The organism is Streptomyces incanus (assembly GCF_042656345.1).
GTDB classification, from domain to species: domain Bacteria; phylum Actinomycetota; class Actinomycetes; order Streptomycetales; family Streptomycetaceae; genus Streptomyces; species Streptomyces incanus.
Genome location: NZ_JBHSPC010000082.1, coordinates 26,896 through 45,646, shown reverse-complemented (window position 1 = coordinate 45,646; position 18,751 = coordinate 26,896). Strand labels below are relative to the sequence as shown.

Genomic DNA, 18,751 nt, shown 5'->3' with positions numbered 1-18,751 from the left:
CCCGGGGCACGCGGCTCGGGCACGCGGCTACGGCATGTCGTCGGCGCTGCGGAGGTCCGTCACGCGCTCCAGCAGGATCGCCTCCCAGGCCCGGCGCAACCGGACGCGCAGGAGCGGCATCGGCAGTGGGCCGGGGCCCCCGCCGGCCAGTGCCTGGGCGAGGTGCAGGACCGCGTCGCAGCGGGCCAGCCACAGGCCGCGCAGACAGGGGCGGGCTCCGTAGCCGGCGAGGGTGGCGGCGCGTACGGCGGCCGGGGAGCCCACGGCGAGCGCCAGGCCCGCGATGTCCTCGGCGGGGTCGCCGACCACCGCCCCGGCCCAGCCGAGGACCCCGCGCACCCGGCCGTCGGCGCTGACCACGAGATGCGCGCCCGTGAGGCCGTGATGGACGAGGACCGGCGAGCCGGACTGGGCGGTGAGCTGGACGGCGGCGGAGGGGGTGAGCTGCCGCATGCGGTGGGGGGCGAACTCGTCGGCGACGGCCAGCCGTTCCGCGGCCTCTCCGGCAGCCCGGCGCAGGGACTCCAGGGAACGCGGGGAGACCCGCGGCACGCCGAGCGTCTCCGCCTGCCGCACCGATACCTCGCGCAGCCCGGTGAGCAGCCCGGCCAGATCGGTCTCACCGACGGCGGACACCCGGTGCTCCTCCGCCGACCCGCCGGACAGTCTGGTGTCCAGGGTGCAGATCAGGCCTGGTGCCCACTCGCCGTGCGCCACGCTCGACGGCACCGCGACCGGGATGTGCGGGCGGACGAGTTCCCGCAGTCGCAGCTCGCGGCGCCGGCGTGTGCTCATCTCCCGGTCGAGCGCGAGGCGCAGTACCTGCCGGGTGCCGACCCACCAGGTGGCGGGCTCGGCGCCCTCGCCGACGGGCCGCACCTCCGGTCCGTCGACGGTCTCACCGTCCCCCTCGTCCTTGAGGAGGGTACGGACCAGCCGGCGGACGGTGTCCGCGGTGGGTGTCGGTGCCTGGGTCATGGTCGCGCCGCTGTCGTTCGGTGGGCGGGGAGGGGACGTCGGGGCCGTTCAGTCCACTATGACCGTCTCCCCCGCCGCACGCTCCGTACGGGGACGAGCCGCGTCGTCGGCGGCGGTGCGGGACGCGGTGCGGGACTCGGCACCGGGCGTGGTGCGGAACGCGGACGTACTGCCGGTCATCCGGGCCTCCCGGGCAGGTGCAGGGGCTATGAGCAGCATCCTGCCCGGCGGGCGGGTGCGGCGCGAGCCGGTGTGCCGTGTTCATCCGGCATGTCACCGCGCCCGATACGCCGGGGGAGCGGCCCCGCTCGCACACGGGCCCACCATGTCGCACCACTGTGCCCATCCCTCCGGATGCGGCGCTCCGGGTCGCGACAGCTTCGGCGATACCACTGCCCGGTGTTCAGGTGACGAGGCCGGGGACGGCCGTGAGCTGCTGGAAGCCGCCGCTGCGGTGGCGCACCGTGAGGGTCGCCTCGGCGCCCGGTCTCGCCCGGACGACCGCGCGCGCCAGGTCGGCGGCCGTGTCGATCCCGGTGTCGCCGAAGGCGAGGAGCACGTCGCCCCGCACCAAGCCCGCCGAGAACCCCGGACCCGGCACATGCACGCCGACCACCAGGGCCCCCGGCCCGCTGTCGTCCACGACCTCCACGCCGAGCCCGGCGACGACGGGCACGGACGCCGGGGAGGGGACGGCCCCCGACAACGACGACCCGGACGGCGCGGACGGCCCGGACGGCGCGGCAGCGCCCGCGAATCCCGCCCGGCGCTGCAACTCGGCCGGTCCGCCCACGCCGACGACCGTGGCACCCATCGCCCCGACGCCCACCCCGGACAGCACCAGGACGGTGCCGAGGAGCATCGCGAACAGCGTGGTCTTCAGCCGCCGCCCCCGCCGCCGCCCCCGCCGTCGCGCGGCATGCGGACGCGGCCGGCCGGAACCGCGCCGGGCCCCGGCCCCGGCCTCGTTCCCCCTCCCGTTTCCGTTCCGGTCCGTGCCCCCACCCGTGTCCCCGACATCGGCCGCCTCACGGCCGGGCATCGGCTTGGGGCGCAACGCAGTCTGTTCCACGGATCACCTCCGCCTGGAGTCCTACCCGGATCGGCGGAGGCCGACGAGCCACGAAAGAGTGAGACCGACTCCCTCTCAGATACGGGTGGTCATGGGCACCGCGGGTGTGCGGTCCGGCAGGAAGCCGTGGGCCCGGCCCGAGAGCCACGCGTCCTTGTAGCGGTCCACGCTGCGGTGCCAGTGCAGGATGCCCGCCATCCAGTTCTGCAGGTCCAGCACATAGTCCCGCATGATCGCGCGTGCCTCCTGGGACAGCCCGAAATCCTCGTACAGCACGGGCAGCTCGTGTGCCACGACATGCTCGAACTGGTCCAGGCGGCGGCTCATCAGGTCGTGGACGATGCCGAGCGCCCTCGGGTAGTCGCAGCCGAAGAAGTTCTGCACGACGAGGATCGCGTTGTGCATCTCGCCCTCGAACTCGATCTCCTTCTGGTACGAGAAGACGTCGTTGAGGAGGCAGGCGTAGTCGATCGCCGCGTTCTCCAGCGAGCGGACCGGGCCGCTGCGGTAGACCTCGGGCGGGACGGCCGGGCCGTGGCCCATCCGGCACAGGCCGAGGGTCAGGTCGGAGCCGAAGGTCTGCCGGCGCATCTCCAGGTAGTCGACCGGGTCGGGCACGCGGTGCACGATCTGGTTGCCCAGCTCCCACAGCCAGCTCTCGGTCATCACGTTGACGGCGTTCTTCAGGGTGGACCGTTCCCCGGGTGTCATGGCCGCGGTGGTGCGGGCCCACAGGTCGGTCAGGGACCGCTCCATGGCGTTGGCGACCGGGGGCACCGGTTCGCCGTCGACGGGCATGCAGTCGGACAGGCGGGCCGTGGTCAGCCGGGCCGTGGCCAGGTCGCGGCGGTGGCCGTAGACGAGCGGGTAGTAGTCGTCGCCGTAGGTGCCGAAGGCGAGCCACTGCGCGCTGATGTCGAGGGCCTCGGGGGTGGCGTCCGGGTCGATTCCGGCGGAGCACAGGGCGAGGTCGTAGGCCTCGAGCTTGTCCTCGTCCCACACGCCTTCGCTCAGGATGCCCATGCGGTGGCACCACTCGACGAGGGCCCTCCGGGAGGCGTCGAGGTGCGGGCTGAGCGTGAGCGGGAACGGCATGCGGATGTCGGGGATCAGGGACGGGCCGACCTTCTGGTAGGGCACATGGGTGTGCGCCCGCAGCCTCCCCCACTGCCTGGACGCCGCGGGAGGTGCCCCCATCGCGCCCGCGGCGGCGAGCAGCCCGCGCACGTCGGCGGCCGAGGTGCCCGGCCCGGTCGGGACTTCCCAGGGGTCGGTCTGCCGTGCGCCCTCGTTCATGTACCGGCTGGAGCGCATGTGCCATTCGTGGCCGCCTGACTGCCAGTCCTGCAGCCCCTTCGCGTACGCCGCGACGGCCGCGACCTCGTGCGGGGCGAGGCCCTCCTCCAGGGCGACCGCGGGCACTTCGGTGAACGCGGTGTGCTCGAACTGGTGCAGCCGCGAGGTGAGGATGTCATTGACGGTGTCGGCGGCCTGCTGGGTAGTGCAGCCGAAGAAGGTCTCCAGGACGAGGACGCCGTTGCTGTTCTCGCCCTCGTCCTCGACCTCGCGCTGGTAGGAGAACAGGTCGTTGCGCAGGTGCACGGCGTCGGAGAACGTCTCCATCAGCACCTTGAGCGGCCTGGTTCCGGCAACGGCGGCGGGAACTTCGGCGGTCGCGTACTCGACGAGCCCCGCCGACCACGGGGCGCCGCCCACCTTGCGGCGCATCTCGATGTACTCGACGGGGTTGGCGATCCGCCCCTCGTTGATGTTGGACAGCTCCCACAACGACTCGTTGAGAAGGTGCTCCGTGGCGACGGCGAACCGGGCGCGCCAGTCCTCGGACATCGCGGGCACGGTGCGCGCCCAGAGGTCGGCGAGGCCCGCCTCGACCGGGTTTCGCGGCTCGGGCACCGGGGTCGCCAGGTCCAGCGGCATGAACAGCGGCAGCCGGTCCAGGTGGGCCTTGCCGCCTTCGCGGTCCTGGCTGCGTTTGAACAGTTCCAGGAAGTGGTCGTCGAAGAAGAAGACCCACACGTACCAGTCGGTGATCAGGGAGAGGGCGGGCCCGTCGCAGTCGGGGTGGGTGCAGGCGCAGAGCAGGCCGTAGTCGTGCGCGTCGAGATCGGCCTGCTCCCAGACTCCGGATCCCTCCAGCATGCCCATCTCGCGCGCCCACACCGACGAGTGGGCGCGGGCCTCTTCGAGATGCGGGTTCAGCCGCGCGGGGTGCGGCAGGTAGAAGTGCGGAAGTACGAACGGCTGGGTCATGGCCCGGCACTACCCGTGGGCCCGTGCCGGCATCCACCGGCCCGGACATGATCACACCATCGCGTGAACCCTCCCCGAAATGCCGAAATGCCGGTGCGGGAGTGCCGAACGCGCGACGCCGCTCTGCCGGTACGGGAGTGCGGATCCTACGCCCGTACCTGGATCAGCGCGTGGGTGCCACCGGTGCGCCAGCGCTGTTCCTCGGCCGCGACCAGGGCCTTCTCCGTTGCGGGAGCCAGTCCGGTGACGACGTCGGACTTCAGGGTGCGCAGGGCGGCGACCGGTCCGGGGAAATAGCCGGTGACGTCGGTGAAGGGTGTGGTGGGCGGCCAGGTCCGGTCGCCGACCAGGCGGCGGTAGTTGAGGTCGCCCTTGACGATGGTGACCGCGGCCCGGGCGATGTCGGCACGGAGGTCGCCGGGCATCCCCTCGTACGGCAGCGGTGAGCAGGAGAACGGGTGGGCGCGGAGGGTGAGCCGGCCGTCGGAAAGGGCCTCCCAGAGTCCGCGCCCGTAACCGGCCGCCGCTCCCGGGGCCTTGACCAGTCGGCGCAGCGCGTCGACGACGTCGGCGGTCGTGGCGTCGGAGACGTAGTACGGGTACGGCTTGACGTGCAACACCGCCCGGCCGATGGTTCCGTGGTCCAGCAGGTGGGCGATGAGCAGGAGATCGGGGACCAGTTCGCGTCCGGCGTTGTCGGCGACCAGGACGAGGGTGCCCGCGCGGGAGGCGTCCAGCAGCGACCACAGCCTCTCGCTGTCGTCGGCGACCAGCGCGGGGACGGCTGCCGCGAGGTCGGCCCCCTCGGCGGAGAGCCGGAAGCCGAGGTCGGCGCGGTTGCCCCACAGGGAGCCGTGCAGCAGGGCCTGCCTCTGTTCGTCCGCGGGCCGACCTGCGAGGCCGTCGAGCGCGGCGAGTTCCTCGTCCGTCGCGGATGAGTCGAGTTCGGCGCGTTTGGAGGGGCGGAAGGGGTCGATGCCCTGCCAGGGGCCGGGGCCGAAGTAGCCGACCGCTTGCAGCAGTCGGCGGTAGAACCAGCTCTCGGACCACAGCCAGGGCACGTCGTACCAGGACTGTCCGGCGTACGCGTCCATCCCCCAGGCCGCCCAGCGCTCCCGGTCGGGGGCGTCGGCGGGGAGGGGTTCGATCGTGCCCTCGGTGCAGTTGGCCAGCAGGGCGTCGAGCGCGTGCCGTTGCTCGGGTTCGTACGGGAAGGCGTCGCGCACCTGCCGGATGATCGCGGGGTGCCGCTCGGCGAGCACGCTGTGCGGGAACGAGCCGGGCCGGTTGCCGAGGATCACGGGAGCGGTGGGGGTGTCGGGCATGCGGCTCACCGTAACGCGCTGCGCCGGGCGGCGGGATCGGCCGCACCGACGGAACGGAGAGGCCGACGGAACGGAGGGGCCGGGGACACCAGCGGCCTGGCGGAAGCGGCGGCCGGGTGTCAGACGGGGGCGATCTCCCGTTCCAGCCGTGCGGCCAGGCTGAGATAGCGGGCCCTGCGGGTCACCGGGACCAGGCCCCGGATGAGGATCTGCCACATCTCCGCGGTACGGCGGGGCTGCCGGGCGACGGGTTCCCGGGAGCGGCCCACGACGCGGGTGCCGATGAAGAAGCAGACGAGGGAGTGGGCCACGACGTCGATGTCGACCTCGGGGTGGACGTCGGACTCCTTGACCGCGCCGACGAGTCGGGCGGTGACGATGTCCATCCACTCGGTGAACGGGTGACTGAGCGGCGGACGCGGCCGGGTGCCCCCGGTGGCAAGACGGAGCCCGGCCCGCAGGACGGGGTCCTCGGCCGACTGGCGGGCTATGCCGAAGGTGAGGCGCATCAGCGCCTCCAGGGAGGTGTGGCCCCGGATCTCGGTGTCCCTGGCCAGTTCGCGGCAGGTGGTGGACTGGAGCTCCAGGATCGCGTGGGCCAGGTCCTCCTTCGCCGCGAAGTGGAAGTACAGGGCTCCCTTGGTGACTCGGGCGTGCTCGACGATGTCGCTGAGACTTGTCGATTCATAGCCCTGCCGGTCGAACAGATCGGCGGCGGCCGTAATGATCGTCGCGCGGGTCTGCTCGGCGCGTACCTGCCTCGCCATGGACTGAACTCCTGGGCCGAAAAGGAACGGGTCATGCCGTTTGTTTTCACCGCGCGTACACAATAACTCACCCTGCGGCCGGGCTCATCACACCGGTTCGCCCCGTGACGCGGCATACATCCGGCACATCGACTGCGGGCACGGAAAGAAAACAGCGCGTCCGGTATCTGAGTGTGGCAGGTGTGCGGGAGAAAGAGAACGACGAGCGGTCCCCAGGGGAACTCGTCACAACCGAAAGGGCTGTTACGGGTGGCCGGGCGCCCGGTGGGCCGGGGAGCGGGAAGGAGGGGAGAAGGTGCGGAGCCGCCTGGCGTCCCGTGCGAGGAGGCCCGGCCGTCCGGGTGCCGCATGCCGCCCGCGCGCACCCGTGAACACCCGGGAATCCGGGGGACGTTGATCGGCGGTCGGCCGGTCGGGCACTGCGGAGCCGGTTCCGTACCGTCCACGCGGTTCATGCGCAGGGGTGCCTTCCGCCCCTGTCACCTCAGAACTCACCGTTCATCACAATGCGGCAGCATCGTCTCACTTCACGTGGCCGGTCACTTGACTACCAGTAGTAAGACGCGATTGGCTCCCGTCCCAGCGGGGGTCATCCAATCGGCGTACACGCCACGGCTCCGCCCCTGCTCACGTCCCCTGTTCTCGTCCCCTCCCCTCTCCTCCAGCTCGGCGTACAGCGAGGTCCGCTCCCTCATGAACACTCGTCCCCCGGCCCATGGTTTCCCGAGACGGCCCGTCCGCCTCGCGGCCCTGGCGGCAGCCGTCGTCCTGATGGCGACCGGCTGTTCCGTCTTCGGCACGGCCGACGCCCCCTCGGATGCGAAGAGCGCGGGTGCGGCCGGCGACGGGATGCACGTCGTGATGGTCACGCACGGCGGTGAGGGGGACATCTTCTGGGACCGGGTGAGGAAGGGCGCCGAGGCCGCCGCCGCGAAGGACGGCATCAACCTCACGTATGTGAGCGACGCGGACCCGGAGGGCCAGGCCGAGCTCGTGCGCAACGCCGTCCGCGACAAGGTGGACGGCATCGCCCTGACGCTGGCCAAGCCGCAGGCGATGAAGGGCCCGGTGGAGGAGGCACGCAAGGCGGGGATCCCCGTCGTCGGGCTCAATTCCGGTATCGCTGCCTGGAAGTCGGCAGGACTGCTGGAGTACTTCGGTCAGGACGACGGCGTCACGGGCCAGGCCGTGGGCAACAAGCTCAACGAGCTGAAGGCCAAGAACGCCCTCTGCGTCATCCACGAGCGGGGCAATGTCGGACTGGAGGCGCGCTGCGCCGGCATGCGGAAGACGTTCGACGGCAAGTTCGAGAACCTCTACGTGGACGGCTCCGACGAGCGTGCCGTCTCCGGCATCGTCACCGCGACGCTGCGGCAGGACCCGACCATCGACGAGGTCGTCGCCAACGGCGCGCAGTACGGCCTCCTCGTGGCCGAGGCCGCCAAGAAGGCGGACACCGGGGCGCGGGTCGCCTCCTTCGACCTCACCGAGGAGCTGGTGGACGCCGTCCGCGGCGGTGACATCCAGTTCGCCGTGGACCAGCAGCCCTATCTGCAGGGCTATCTCTCCGTGGACGCGCTGTGGTTGTACCGGACCAACGGCAACATCAGCGGCGGCGGGGTGTCGCCCGTGCTCACCGGGCCGGCGTTCGTCACGAAGACCAACGCGGCCGCGGTCGCCGAGTTCGCCGCCAACGGCACCCGGTGACGGACATATCCGGTGAGGACGTACCCAAAGATTCGGTTACGAACGGACCGTACGGTCACTTGCACGGATAGCATCCTGCGCATCATCTGTGACGTACCGGACGTACGTCCTCCGTACGCGTCCGCAACCCGTTCCCCTCCTGCCCTCTGCTCGCATTTCCGATGATCCGACCGCTCTAGGACGACGATGTCTCCACGGACAGGTGCCCGGCGCCGTCTCGGCTCCATACGTCTCTCGCTGGTCCTCCTGGCACTGGTGCCCACCGTCACTCTCACCGCCATGTGGGGCGTGACGACGATCCAGATGTTCTCGGAGGGGCTGCGGCTCCGCTCCCAGACGGAGCTGAGCCGGTCGACCGGCGCGATGGGCACCGACGCGACCCTCGCGTTGCAGCGGGAGCGCGGGCTGACCGCCACCTGGCTGGCCTCACCGAAGGACTCCCGGGCCGCCCTCGACGCGCAGCGCGAGAAGACCGACGCCGCGGTGGCGAGACTGGTCGGACAGGCCGACGCGATCGCCGAGGCACCGGCCCGCGTGTCGGACCCGCTGTACTCGGTGCTGGGTTCGGTGGGCAGCCTGGAGTACTACCGGGGCCAGGTGGACAAGCCGAGCGACATCACCGCCGAGCAGGCGCTCGACCAGTACTCCTCGATCATCCAGGACCAGATCCACGCCTTCCAGCAGCTGTCGCAGGTCGACGACGGCGACCTGACCTCCCAGGCCGGGCCGCTGGTCTCGCTGGAGCAGGCGGCGGAAGTGCTCTCCCAGGAGAACGCGCATCTCACCCTGGCCTGGCCGTCCGGAGAGCTCGAGGACGAGTCCTGGGCCACCTTCGCGGAGCTGGTCACCACCCGCCGCTGGCTGGTCGAGGACCAGATCGTGCCGTTCCTGCGCGGCAGCACCAAGACGCAGGCCGAGCAGATCCTGCAGAGCCCCGAGTGGCGGACCCTGCAGGAGGTCGAGGACGAGGTGCGCGACTCCCGTCCCACGGCCGAGGGCCGGAGCATCAGCCTGCCGGACGCGCAGAAGCGGTGGGACGCCGCTCTGGACAAGGTCGCACCCCAGTACGCCGCCCTGATCGAGGAACAGACCGGCGCGCTGCTCACCCGCAGCGCCGACGAGGCCCGCGGCATGCTGCTGACCGCGGCCTCGCTCAGCGCCGGCGGACTGGTCGCCCTGCTGCTCTGCGTCGGCATGTCGTGGCGGATCACCCGCTCCCTGTCCCTCAGACTGCGCGGGCTGCGGATGGCCACCCTCAGCCTGGCCGAGGAGCGGCTGCCCGACGTGGTGGCGCGACTGGAACGGGGCGAGAAGGTCGACGCCGAGTCGGCGATCACGCCCCTCGACTACGGACACGACGAACTCGGCCAGGTCGCCCAGGCGTTCAACGCGGCGCAGCGCACCGCGGTGCACACGGCGGTCGAACTCGCCGACACCCGGCTCGGTTTCCAGAAGGTCATCCTGGGCATCGCCCGCCAGAGCCAGAACCTGGTCAACCTCCAGCTCAGCAAGCTCGACCTGCTGGAACGCACGCACACCGACCCCGAGGTCCTCAAGGGGCTGTACGAACTGGACTCCACGGCGAGTCAGTTGCGCCGTTACGAGGAGAACCTGGTCATCATCAGCGGTGAGCGGCCCGGTCGTTCGTGGAGCGAGCCGGTCGCGCTGATCGACATCCTGCGCAGCGCCGTCGGTGAAGTCGCCGAGTACCAGCGGGTGGAGGTGCACACCGACGAGGAGGTCGCGCTGGCTCCGCCCGCGGTGGCCGACGTCATCCACCTGCTGGCCGAGCTGATCGACAACGCGACGGTGTACTCGCCCGCGCCGATCCCCGTCGGAGTGCGCGCCGCGCTGGTGGCCAAGGGCCTCGCCGTCGAGATCGAGGACCGGGGCCTGGGCCTGTCGGAGGAGGACTACGCGTCGATCAACACCCAGTTGGCCAGTCCTCCGCAGTTCGACGTGGTGGCGCTCGCCGACGACCTCCGGCTCGGCATGTTCGTGATCTCCCAGCTGGCCCACCGGCACGGCATCACCGTCACCCTGCGCCCGTCGCCGTACGGCGGGACGACCGCCATCGTGCTGATCCCGCACGCCATCGTGGTGCGGGACACCCCGGGCACACCCCGGGAGGCCGCACCCGTCCTCACCGGCGCGACGAACGGGCACCGCCAGGCGGACGGCACGGACAGCACGGCCCCGGGTGCCCTCGGCGGCACCGCCACCGGCGTCAGGCAAGCCGCGCATGCCGCGGACGCGGCGAACCCGACGCACGGGACCGACCCGGTACCCGACACGAACACCAGGACCACGCGGGCTCCCGGGGAAGCGCCGGCGCTGCCGTCCCGGTCCGGGGCCTCCCAACGGGTCTCCGCCCGCCCGGCCGCCGCTCCCTCGTCCGCATCCCGGGCGAACGGGCTCGCGCCCCTCCCCCGCAGGGTGCCGCAGACCAGCCTGGCCGCCGAACTCCGCGAGGAGGCGGTGATGCCGCCCGTCGAGGACGACGCCGCGAGCTTCACGGCGGAACACGCCGCCTCCTCGCTCGCCGGTTTCCAGCGCGGCACGTCCGAGGCACGCGACGACGACGGCGGCGCCCGTGCCGGTGCCGCGTCACCCGCCGCGGACGACGACGCGACGGAATCCTCAGGGGCGCCCGCCGAGGTGCCGGCCCCCTCCCGAGAACTCTCGACACCGCCCGCCGACCGCTGAACACCGAACGCCGAACACCGAACACCGAACACCGAAGAAGGAACACAGTCATGACACGCCCCGTACCCGCCACTCACACCCAGCTCGATCAGCTGCTGACCGGACTCGTGGAGCGGGTCGCCGACGTGAACCAGGCCGTGGTCCTGTCCGAGGACGGGCTGGTGGTCAGCAAGTCCACCGGGTTCCTGCGCGACGACGCGGAACGTCTGGCGGCCACCGCGTCCGGGCTGATGAGCCTCAGCAAGGGCGTCAGCATGGACTTCCGCGGCGGCCCGGTGCGCCAGGCGCTCATCGAGATGGCCAACAGCTATCTGATCCTCACCTCGGCCGGGCCCGGCGCCCATCTCGTGGTGCTCACCGGCCCGGGTGCGGACGTCGGCGTGGTCGCGTACCAGATGAACATGCTGGTGAAGAAGATCGGCGAGCACCTCAGCGCGGCGCCCCGGGGCACGGCAGGCCCCTCCGACTCCGGCGCGTGAAGTGGCCGAAGGCGATTTCGCGGGCCGACTCGTCCGACCGTTCACGCTGACCGGTGGCCGGACGCGGCCCAGCCGCGCCGACTTCACGCTCATCACGACGGTGACGACGGTCGAGCCCCAGCCCGTGGAGGCCGCCCGGCCCCAGCCCGAGCACACACGCATCCTGCGGCTGTGCGCGGAACCCCTCGCGGTGGCGGAGATCGCGGCGCGTCTCGACCTCCCGATGAGCGTGGTCGTGATCATGCTCTGCGATCTGCTGGAGGCGGGCCGGATCGTCGTCCGCCCGCCGCATCACGTCACCCGCACCAAACCGGACCTGGATCTGCTGCAGAAAGTGAGGGACGGCCTTGGCCGGCTCTGACATCACCGCTCCGGCGCCCATCGAGCGTCCGGCACCCGACACGGTCAAGATCCTGATCGCCGGGGGCTTCGGCGTGGGCAAGACGACCATGGTCGGCTCGGTCAGCGAGATCGCCCCGCTGCGTACCGAGGAACCACTGACCATGGCGGGCCTCGGCGTCGACGACCTCGAGGGCATCGAGGAGAAACGTGCCACCACCGTGGCGCTGGACTTCGGCCGGATCACCGTCTCCGACGACCTCGTGCTGTATCTGTTCGGCACGCCGGGTCAGCAGCGGTTCTGGTTCATGTGGAACGACCTGTCCCTCGGCGCGCTGGGCGCGGTGGTCCTGATCGATGTGCGCAGGCCCGAGTCCAGCTTCGCGGCGATCGACTTCTTCGAGCGCCGGGGCATCCCGTTCGTCATCGCCGTGAACGGCTTCCACGGGGAGCACCCCTACCCGGTCGAGGAGATCCGGGAGTCGCTGACGCTGCCGGAGGGCGTGCCGGTGCTGCTGTGCGACGCACGGGACCGGACGACGTCCAGGGACGTGCTGATCGCCCTGCTGGACCGGCTGATCGCCGCCGCCGCGCCGGCGGAGTGAGGCGGGGTCGGGGCGGGGGGAAGCAGGTGGGGCGCGGCCCTCCGCGGACCGCGCCCCACCTCCTCGGGGAAGAATCGTCACCCGGAGGGACCCTCGGCCGACGGAGCGCCCGGGGACGGCCCGTCAGACCAGTCCGGCCGACTCCAGCCAGGCCTTCGCCACGTCCAGCGGGTCCTTCTTGTCCAGCTGGACCTGGGCGTCGAGGTCGAGCAGGGTCTGGGTGTCCAGCTTGGCGGAGACCTCGTTCAGGGCGTCGACACCCTCCTGGGAAAGGGCGTCCTTGTGGACCAGCGGGGTCACATTGGCGAAACCGAAGAGGTTCTCCGGGTCCCCCAGGACGACGAACTTCTCCTTCACGATCGTCGGGTCAGTGGTGAAGATGTCCGCCGCCTGCACGGTGTTCCGGGTGAGCGCCGCCTGGGTCAGCGGGCCGCCCGCGTCCAGCGCCTTGAAGGACTTGAACTCCAGCCCGTAGACGGACTTCAGGCCCTCCAGACCCTGGCTCCTGGTCTGGAACTCGGGCGAGCCGCCGATCACCAGCTCCGGTGCGACGTCCTTGAGGTCGGCGAGGGTGGACGACGCAGTGAGCTTGTACTTCTTCGCCGTCTCGGCGTTGACGCCGACGGAGTCCTTGTCCTCGGCCGGCGACGGGTCCAGCAGCGTCAGCTTCTTGTCGAGCTTGGCCTTGACGGCCTCGTTGACGGCGTCGGTGGACTCCTGCTCGGCCTCGGGGTCGAGGTAGGCGAGGAGGGAGCCGTTGTATTCGGGCAGAACGGTGATGGAGCCGTTCTTCATCAGACCGTAGGTCGTCTCCCGGCTGCCGATGTTGTGTTTGTAGGTGACCTTGAGGCCCTTGGCCCTGAGTGCCTCGCCGTAGATGTCGGCGAGCAGGGTGCTCTCGGCGAAGTTGTTGGAACCGACGACGACGGTGCCGGCTTCCGCCTTCTCCTCATCGAGGGGATTGTCGGAGGTGTCGCCGGACGAACAGCCCGCGAGCAGGGCCGTCGCGGCGGTGAGCGCGACGGCCGCCGCACCGGTGTGCCTCGTCCTGGACCAGCTGCTCTTCGCGGTAGAAGTCATCCACCGATCCAATCCAGCCGCTTCACTCTCCGTCAAGCGCGGCCGGATCACGGTTGTCACTCGGCTGTCACTCGGCGGGCCGCGCGCGGAGATCCTGCGCGCGAGCCTCTCGCTCCTAGGGGGTGTTTCGGAAGTCCCGCACAGCGCCCACGGCACCCGGCACGCGCCCCCAAGCTCTCGGCTTCGCTCGAGCAGGGAGGTACCCCCTTCGCCGCACCGGCCGAAAGCCCAAGTACGTCCAGTACGAGGGCTTTCGTCCGGCACGCCGAGAGCACGCACCGAGCACCGCGGACACCGCACAGGACTTTCGAAACACCCCCTAGCGCCTGCGCACCCCGGGCGACACCACGAATCGTCCCGCCGCCCAGAACAGCACGAGCGTGACGAGCGCCAGGGCCGCCACCAGGGTGGCGCCGCCGACCACCTTCTCGTAGTCGCGCTGGTAGAGCCCGTCGATGATGTACCGGCCGAGGCCGCCGAGGCTGACGTACGCGGCGATGGTGGCCGTCGACACGATCTGGATGGCCGCCGAGCGCAGTCCGCTGAGGATGAGCGGCAGCGCCACCGGCACCTCGACCTGGAAGAGGATCCGTGACTCGGGCATGCCCATGCCGCGGGCCGCGTCCACCGGGGAGGGGTCCACGGTACGGACGGCCTCGTAGGTGGTCACCAGGATCGGCGGGACGGCCAGGACGACCAGCGGGATCATCACGGGCAGCAGACCGAAGCCGATCAGCAGGACCACCAGCACCAGCAGGCCGAAACTGGGCAGGGCGCGGGCGGCGTTGGCGATGAAGGCGAGCGCGTTACCGCCTCGGCCGGTGTGTCCGGTCAGCAGGCCGACGGGCAGGCCGATCGCGGCGGCGAGGGCGAGCGCCAGCAGCGAGTACTGGAGGTGTTCGAGGAAGCGCTGCGGAATGCCGTCGTAGCCCTGCCAGTTGGCGCTGTCGCTGAAGAACGCGTTGGCGAAGTCGAAGATGTTCACGGGGCCTCGACCTCAGCTTCTTCGAACTGCCTCGGACCCACGGTGGACTTGGTCCTGGGCTGCGTACCGCGTGGCATCCAGGGCGTGAGCAGGACCCTGAGCAGGACCAGCAGGGCGTCGCACAGGATCGCCAGTACGGCCATGGTGATCACGGCGTTGACCGCGAGCTCGGGCCGGTCGTACTTCTGCGCGGCCGCGAGCAGGTTGCCGAGGGCGCCCTGGTTGCCGATCAGGGCGCCGACGCTGACCAGGGAGATGCTGGACGCGGTGGCGACCCGCAGGCCGGCGATGATGGCGGGCGCGGCGATCGGCAACTGCACCTGGGTGTAGCGCCGTACGGGGCCGAAGCCCATGGCGGTGGCGGCGGCCAGGGTCTCGTCCGGTACCGAGCGCACGCCGTCGACGATCGCCGGGATCAGCACCACCAGGCTGTACAGGGCCAGCGGGATCATCACGGTGAGTTCGGTCTGGCCGGTGTAGTCGATGAGGACGACGAAGAACGCCAGTGACGGGATGGCGTACAGCACGGTCGTCAGGCCGAGCACCGGCGGGTACAGCCAGCGGAAGCGGCCGCACAGCTGGGCGATGGGCAGCGCGAGCAGCAGCCCGGCCGCGACCGGGATCAGCGCCTCCCTCAGGTGCAGTCCGATCAGGCCGGCCCAGCTGTGCTGGAGGTCGCTGGGGATGGTGAAGAAGCCGCTCATCCGGCGACCTTCTCGTCATCGGCGCGGCCGTCTCGGTGCGCGGTGCGGATGGCGTCGCCGATGGTCTGCTGGGAGACGACTCCCCGCACCCGGCCGGCGTCGTCCACGGCGACGGCCCAGCCGGTCGGGGAGAGCACGGCGCAGTCGAGCGCGACCCGCAGCGAGTCCACCCCGGGCACGAACGGGCGCCCGTACGGCAGGAGCTGGTCGGGCCGGATGTCCCCGGCGGTCAGCCGGCGCGGCTCGGACCAGCCGAGCGGGCGTCCCTCGTCGTCGGTCACCAGGAGGTGGGCGGCGGCGGCCTCGCCGATCCGCTCGGCGGTGGCGTCCGGCGGGATCACGGTGTCGGTGGCCAGTTCCAGTGCGGTGGTGGCGAGGAAGGAGAGCCGCCGGATGCCCCGGTCGGCGCCGAGGAAGTCCTCGACGAACGCGTCCGCGGGGTCGGAGAGCAGCTCGGCGGGCGGCGCGTACTGGGCGAGCCGGCCGCCCTCGCGCAGGACGGCGACCATCGTGCCGAGTTTGACCGCCTCGTCGATGTCGTGCGTGACGAAGACGATGGTCTTGCCCAGCTCCTCCTGGATCCGCAGGAGTTCGTCCTGAAGGCCCTTGCGGACCACCGGGTCGACGGCCGAGAACGGCTCGTCCATCAGCAGTACCGGCGGGTCCGCGGCAAGCGCCCGCGCCACCCCGACGCGCTGCTGCTGGCCTCCGGAGAGCTGATACGGGTACCGCTTGGCCATGGCGGTGTCGAGGCCCACCCGCTCCATCAGCTCCGCCGCCCGCTCCCGGGCCCGCTGCTTGCCCCAGCCGAGCATGCGGGGCACGGTGGCGATGTTGTCGACGATGGTGCGGTGCTGGAACAGTCCGGCGTTCTGGATGACGTATCCCATGGACCGGCGCAGGGTGGTGACCGGCTGCCGCTGGATGTCCGCACCGTCGAGCAGGATCGTTCCCTCGGTGGGTTCGACCATGCGGTTGATCATGCGCAGGGTGGTCGTCTTGCCGCAGCCCGACGGTCCGACGAGGACGGTGATCGAGCGGTCGGGAATCTCCAGGGAGAGCCGGTCGACCGCCACCGTGCCGTCCGGATAGCGCTTCGTGACTGATTCGATCCGTATCAAGGCGCCGGATGCCCTTCGGGTGGCTGGAAACTTCTGGCCGAGACGGCCACGGGGTCTGCCGCCGGTCGAGTCTAGACGGCACCTCCGACGTTGCCCGAAGAGCGCGTTGTCCGCGCCTCCCGCGCCTCCCGGGTTTCCCGTGTCCTTGTCCCCCTCGGCTCCGGCACGACCGGCCGCCGGACGGGCCGCCCCACGCCGCCGCCTGCCCAGCGCCCACCACGGGAAACTCCCTTCGAACCCACCGTTCGAAACACCTCCGGGGCCGGGTACCTCAGTTTGGGCGGGTGGAGAAAGTACGACTGCCCGTCGCGGACGACGATCCGCCGATAGCCGACCTGGTGGCGATCGTTGCCCGGTACGAGGGCTGGGAGGCCGTCACCGCCCACTCCGGTGAGGAGGCGCTGCGTCGGGCCGCCGCGTTCCGGCCTGACATCGTGGTGCTCGACGTGATGCTGCCCGACGTCGACGGTTTCGGCGCGCTGGACCGGCTGCGCGGCTCCCGGGCGATGCTGCCGGTGGTGTTCCTCACCGCCCGTGACGGGGTCGCCGACCGGGTGGCGGGGCTGACCCGGGGCGGGGACGACTACCTGGTCAAGCCGTTCGCCGTGGAGGAACTGATGGCCCGGCTGCGGACGGTGCTGCGGCGCACCGCGGGCCCGAGTCCGCGGCTCGGCCCGTGCTGCGGGTGGCGGACCTGACGATGGACGAGGACACCCGCGAGGTACGGCGCGGCGGCAGATTACTGTCGCTCACCCCGACCGAGTACGAGGTACTGCGCCACCTCATGCTCCGGTCCCCGACCGTGCTGACCAAGACGCAGATCCTCGAGCACGTGTGGGAGTACGGCTTCGGAGGCCGGTCCAATGTCGTGGAGCTGGCCGTCAGCAAACTGCGCCGCAAGCTCGACGACACCGGGGAACCGCTGATCCGGACCGTGCGGGGATTCGGTTACTCGATCCGGGGGGCCGCGGAGTGATCCGGCGCTCGCGGGAGGCGTCGCGGCGGCTGCCGGGGAGCTACCGGGGGCTGCGGCTGGGCACCCGGCCGGCGCTGGGCGTCAGGGTGCCGGCCCTGGTCGTGTTCGCGGTCATCGGCGCGACGCTGACCATGTATATGAAGGACTATCCGGAGCATCAGCTCGGCACGCAGCTGAAGCTGGTGCAGACCGTGCAGGCCAAGGACGCCGTGCACACCCCGCCCGGCACCCGCGTCGACGTGTCCGACTCCGGCTCCGATTCCGTCGCCGCCGACGGCGACACCGGCACCGCCGCGCGGATACGGATCGCCGACGAGGGGCCCGGCATCCCGGCCGAGGACCGGGAGCGGATGTTCGACCGGTTCTACCGGGTCGACAAGGCCCGCAGCCGCGACCGGGGCGGCAGCGGTCTCGGCCTCGCAGTCGCCAGGTCCCTGGTCAGAGCGCACGGCGGCGACATCGAGCTGAGCGCCGGCAGGCCGGGGCCGACCGTCTTCACCGTACGGCTGCCGCTCACCGGGCCCGGTGCCACGGGCCCTTGACGCCGGACGGGTCTTACGGACCCGTGACATGCGGGGCCCGGAGCTGCTTCGGGGCGGGGCGCGGGCCTAGCGTGAGGGTATGCGTGTCATGGTCACCGGCGGTGCCGGGTTCATCGGGTCCCACGTCGTGGAGGCGCTGCGGGCGCGCGGGCACGAGCCCGTGGTGTACGACGTCCGCACCGATCCGGCGGCGGACGTCCGTGTCGCCGGTGCCGTGCGCGACGCCCTGTCCGGTGTCGACGCCGTCTGCCATCAGGCGGCGATGGTCGGCCTCGGCACCGGTTTCGCCGATGCCCCCGACTACGTCTCCCACAACGACCTGGGCACCGCGGTGCTGCTGGCCGCCATGGAGGAGACCGGCGTGGGGCGCCTCGTCCTGGCGGGGTCGATGGTGGTGTACGGCGAGGGCCGCTACTCCTGTGCCCGGCACGGGACGGTGCGTCCGGGCCCGCGCACGGTCACCGACCTCGCGGCCGGCCGGTTCGAACCCGTCTGCCCTGTCTGCGGGGCGGCCCTCTCCCCCGGCCTGGTCGGCGAGGACGCTCCCGTCGACCCGCGCAACGTGTACGCCACGACCAAATTGACGCAGGAACACCTGGCCGCCGCCTGGTCCCGCTCGACGGGCGGGACCGCGGTGTCCCTGCGCTACCACAACGTCTACGGTCCCCGGATGCCCCGCGACACCCCGTACGCGGGTGTGGCCTCCTTCTTCCGCTCGGCGCTGGCCCGCGGCGAGGCACCCCGCGTCTTCGAGGACGGCCGCCAGCGCCGGGACTTCGTCCACGTACGGGACGTGGCGGCGGCCAATGTCGCGGCGCTGGAGGCCGATACGGCGCGGGGCGCGCTCACCGCGTACAACACGGGCAGCGGCACGCCCCACACGGTCGGCGCGATGGCCCGTGCTCTGGTCTCGGCGTACGGCGGACCGGAACCGGTCGTCACGGGCGAGTACCGCCTGGGCGACGTCCGCCACATCACGGCCGACTCCTCCCGCCTGCACACCGACCTGTCCTGGAAGCCGGAGATCACCTTCGAGGACGGGATGCGCGAGTTCGCGGCGGCGGGATTGCGGGAGGACTGAAGCCTTCGACGAC

General features: G+C 71.4%; 16 protein-coding genes and 2 pseudogenes. 8 read left to right on the top strand and 10 right to left on the bottom strand.

The genetic code is table 11. The features are described 5' to 3' along the window. Positions 1–27: 27 nt before the first annotated feature. From ACFP2V_RS24840 to ACFP2V_RS24815, 6 genes are all read right to left on the bottom strand, one after another. Positions 28–978: an aminoglycoside phosphotransferase family protein gene (locus ACFP2V_RS24840; protein ID WP_381216642.1), complete on the bottom strand. Its 951-nt coding sequence runs from the start codon at positions 976–978 to the stop codon at positions 28–30. 48 nt (positions 979–1,026) lie between these two features. Continuing rightward, positions 1,027–1,158: a hypothetical protein gene (locus ACFP2V_RS24835; protein WP_381216639.1), complete on the bottom strand. Its 132-nt coding sequence runs from the start codon at positions 1,156–1,158 to the stop codon at positions 1,027–1,029. 223 nt (positions 1,159–1,381) lie between these two features. Continuing rightward, positions 1,382–2,050, bottom strand: coding sequence for a PDZ domain-containing protein (locus ACFP2V_RS24830; RefSeq protein WP_381216636.1), 669 nt, complete (start codon positions 2,048–2,050; stop codon positions 1,382–1,384). A gap of 75 nt (positions 2,051–2,125) precedes the next feature. Then, positions 2,126–4,321: a germacradienol/geosmin synthase Cyc2 gene (cyc2, locus tag ACFP2V_RS24825; RefSeq protein ID WP_381216633.1), complete on the bottom strand. Its 2,196-nt coding sequence runs from the start codon at positions 4,319–4,321 to the stop codon at positions 2,126–2,128. Positions 4,322–4,467: 146 nt separating this feature from the next. Further along, positions 4,468–5,646, bottom strand: a complete 1,179-nt coding sequence (locus ACFP2V_RS24820) for a damage-control phosphatase ARMT1 family protein (protein WP_381216630.1) — start codon at positions 5,644–5,646, stop codon at positions 4,468–4,470. A 119-nt stretch (positions 5,647–5,765) separates the two neighbouring features. Then, a complete protein-coding gene (locus ACFP2V_RS24815; RefSeq protein ID WP_381216627.1) occupies positions 5,766–6,413 on the bottom strand; it encodes a ScbR family autoregulator-binding transcription factor in 648 nt (215 codons plus the stop codon). A 693-nt stretch (positions 6,414–7,106) separates the two neighbouring features. Between ACFP2V_RS24815 and ACFP2V_RS24810 the strand changes: the two genes are divergently transcribed. The 5 genes from ACFP2V_RS24810 (at position 7,107) to ACFP2V_RS24790 (ending at position 12,249) form a co-directional block, all read left to right on the top strand. Then, positions 7,107–8,120: a substrate-binding domain-containing protein gene (locus ACFP2V_RS24810; RefSeq protein ID WP_381216624.1), complete on the top strand. Its 1,014-nt coding sequence runs from the start codon at positions 7,107–7,109 to the stop codon at positions 8,118–8,120. A 186-nt stretch (positions 8,121–8,306) separates the two neighbouring features. Beyond that, positions 8,307–10,826 carry a sensor histidine kinase gene (locus ACFP2V_RS24805; protein ID WP_381216621.1) on the top strand — a complete coding sequence of 840 codons (2,520 nt, stop codon included), beginning with the start codon at positions 8,307–8,309 and terminating at the stop codon, positions 10,824–10,826. A gap of 50 nt (positions 10,827–10,876) precedes the next feature. After that, complete coding sequence (locus ACFP2V_RS24800; RefSeq protein WP_326755524.1) at positions 10,877–11,305, top strand: roadblock/LC7 domain-containing protein; 429 nt, start codon at positions 10,877–10,879, stop codon at positions 11,303–11,305. Position 11,306: 1 nt separating this feature from the next. After that, positions 11,307–11,666, top strand: coding sequence for a DUF742 domain-containing protein (locus ACFP2V_RS24795; protein ID WP_381216618.1), 360 nt, complete (start codon positions 11,307–11,309; stop codon positions 11,664–11,666). Continuing rightward, positions 11,653–12,249: a GTP-binding protein gene (locus ACFP2V_RS24790; protein ID WP_381216616.1), complete on the top strand. Its 597-nt coding sequence runs from the start codon at positions 11,653–11,655 to the stop codon at positions 12,247–12,249. The genes ACFP2V_RS24795 and ACFP2V_RS24790 overlap by 14 nt, the downstream gene beginning before the upstream one ends. 123 nt (positions 12,250–12,372) lie before the next feature. Here ACFP2V_RS24790 and ACFP2V_RS24785 read toward each other — a convergent pair whose 3' ends face one another. From ACFP2V_RS24785 to ACFP2V_RS24770, 4 genes are all read right to left on the bottom strand, one after another. Beyond that, entirely contained in the window at positions 12,373–13,329 is a 957-nt protein-coding gene (locus ACFP2V_RS24785; protein ID WP_381216613.1) for an ABC transporter substrate-binding protein, read from the bottom strand. 319 nt (positions 13,330–13,648) lie between these two features. After that, positions 13,649–14,314: an ABC transporter permease gene (locus ACFP2V_RS24780; protein WP_381216610.1), complete on the bottom strand. Its 666-nt coding sequence runs from the start codon at positions 14,312–14,314 to the stop codon at positions 13,649–13,651. Next, entirely contained in the window at positions 14,311–15,018 is a 708-nt protein-coding gene (locus tag ACFP2V_RS24775) for an ABC transporter permease (protein ID WP_381216607.1), read from the bottom strand. The genes ACFP2V_RS24780 and ACFP2V_RS24775 overlap by 4 nt, the downstream gene beginning before the upstream one ends. Continuing rightward, the gene (locus tag ACFP2V_RS24770; RefSeq protein WP_381216604.1) at positions 15,015–16,139 is read right to left on the bottom strand and encodes an ABC transporter ATP-binding protein; all 1,125 of its coding nucleotides are present in this window, start codon (positions 16,137–16,139) and stop codon (positions 15,015–15,017) included. The genes ACFP2V_RS24775 and ACFP2V_RS24770 overlap by 4 nt, the downstream gene beginning before the upstream one ends. 284 nt (positions 16,140–16,423) lie before the next feature. Between ACFP2V_RS24770 and ACFP2V_RS24765 the strand changes: the two are divergent. The 3 genes and pseudogenes from ACFP2V_RS24765 to ACFP2V_RS24755 all read left to right on the top strand — a co-directional run bounded on the left by ACFP2V_RS24765 (position 16,424) and on the right by ACFP2V_RS24755 (position 18,738). Beyond that, positions 16,424–17,115, top strand: a pseudogene (locus ACFP2V_RS24765) (response regulator transcription factor). A 206-nt stretch (positions 17,116–17,321) separates the two neighbouring features. Further along, a pseudogene (locus ACFP2V_RS24760) lies at positions 17,322–17,657 on the top strand (sensor histidine kinase); the annotation flags it as partial. Between the two features lie 79 nt (positions 17,658–17,736). After that, entirely contained in the window at positions 17,737–18,738 is a 1,002-nt protein-coding gene (locus tag ACFP2V_RS24755) for an NAD-dependent epimerase/dehydratase family protein (RefSeq protein WP_381216601.1), read from the top strand. The last annotated feature ends 13 nt before the right edge of the window (positions 18,739–18,751 follow it).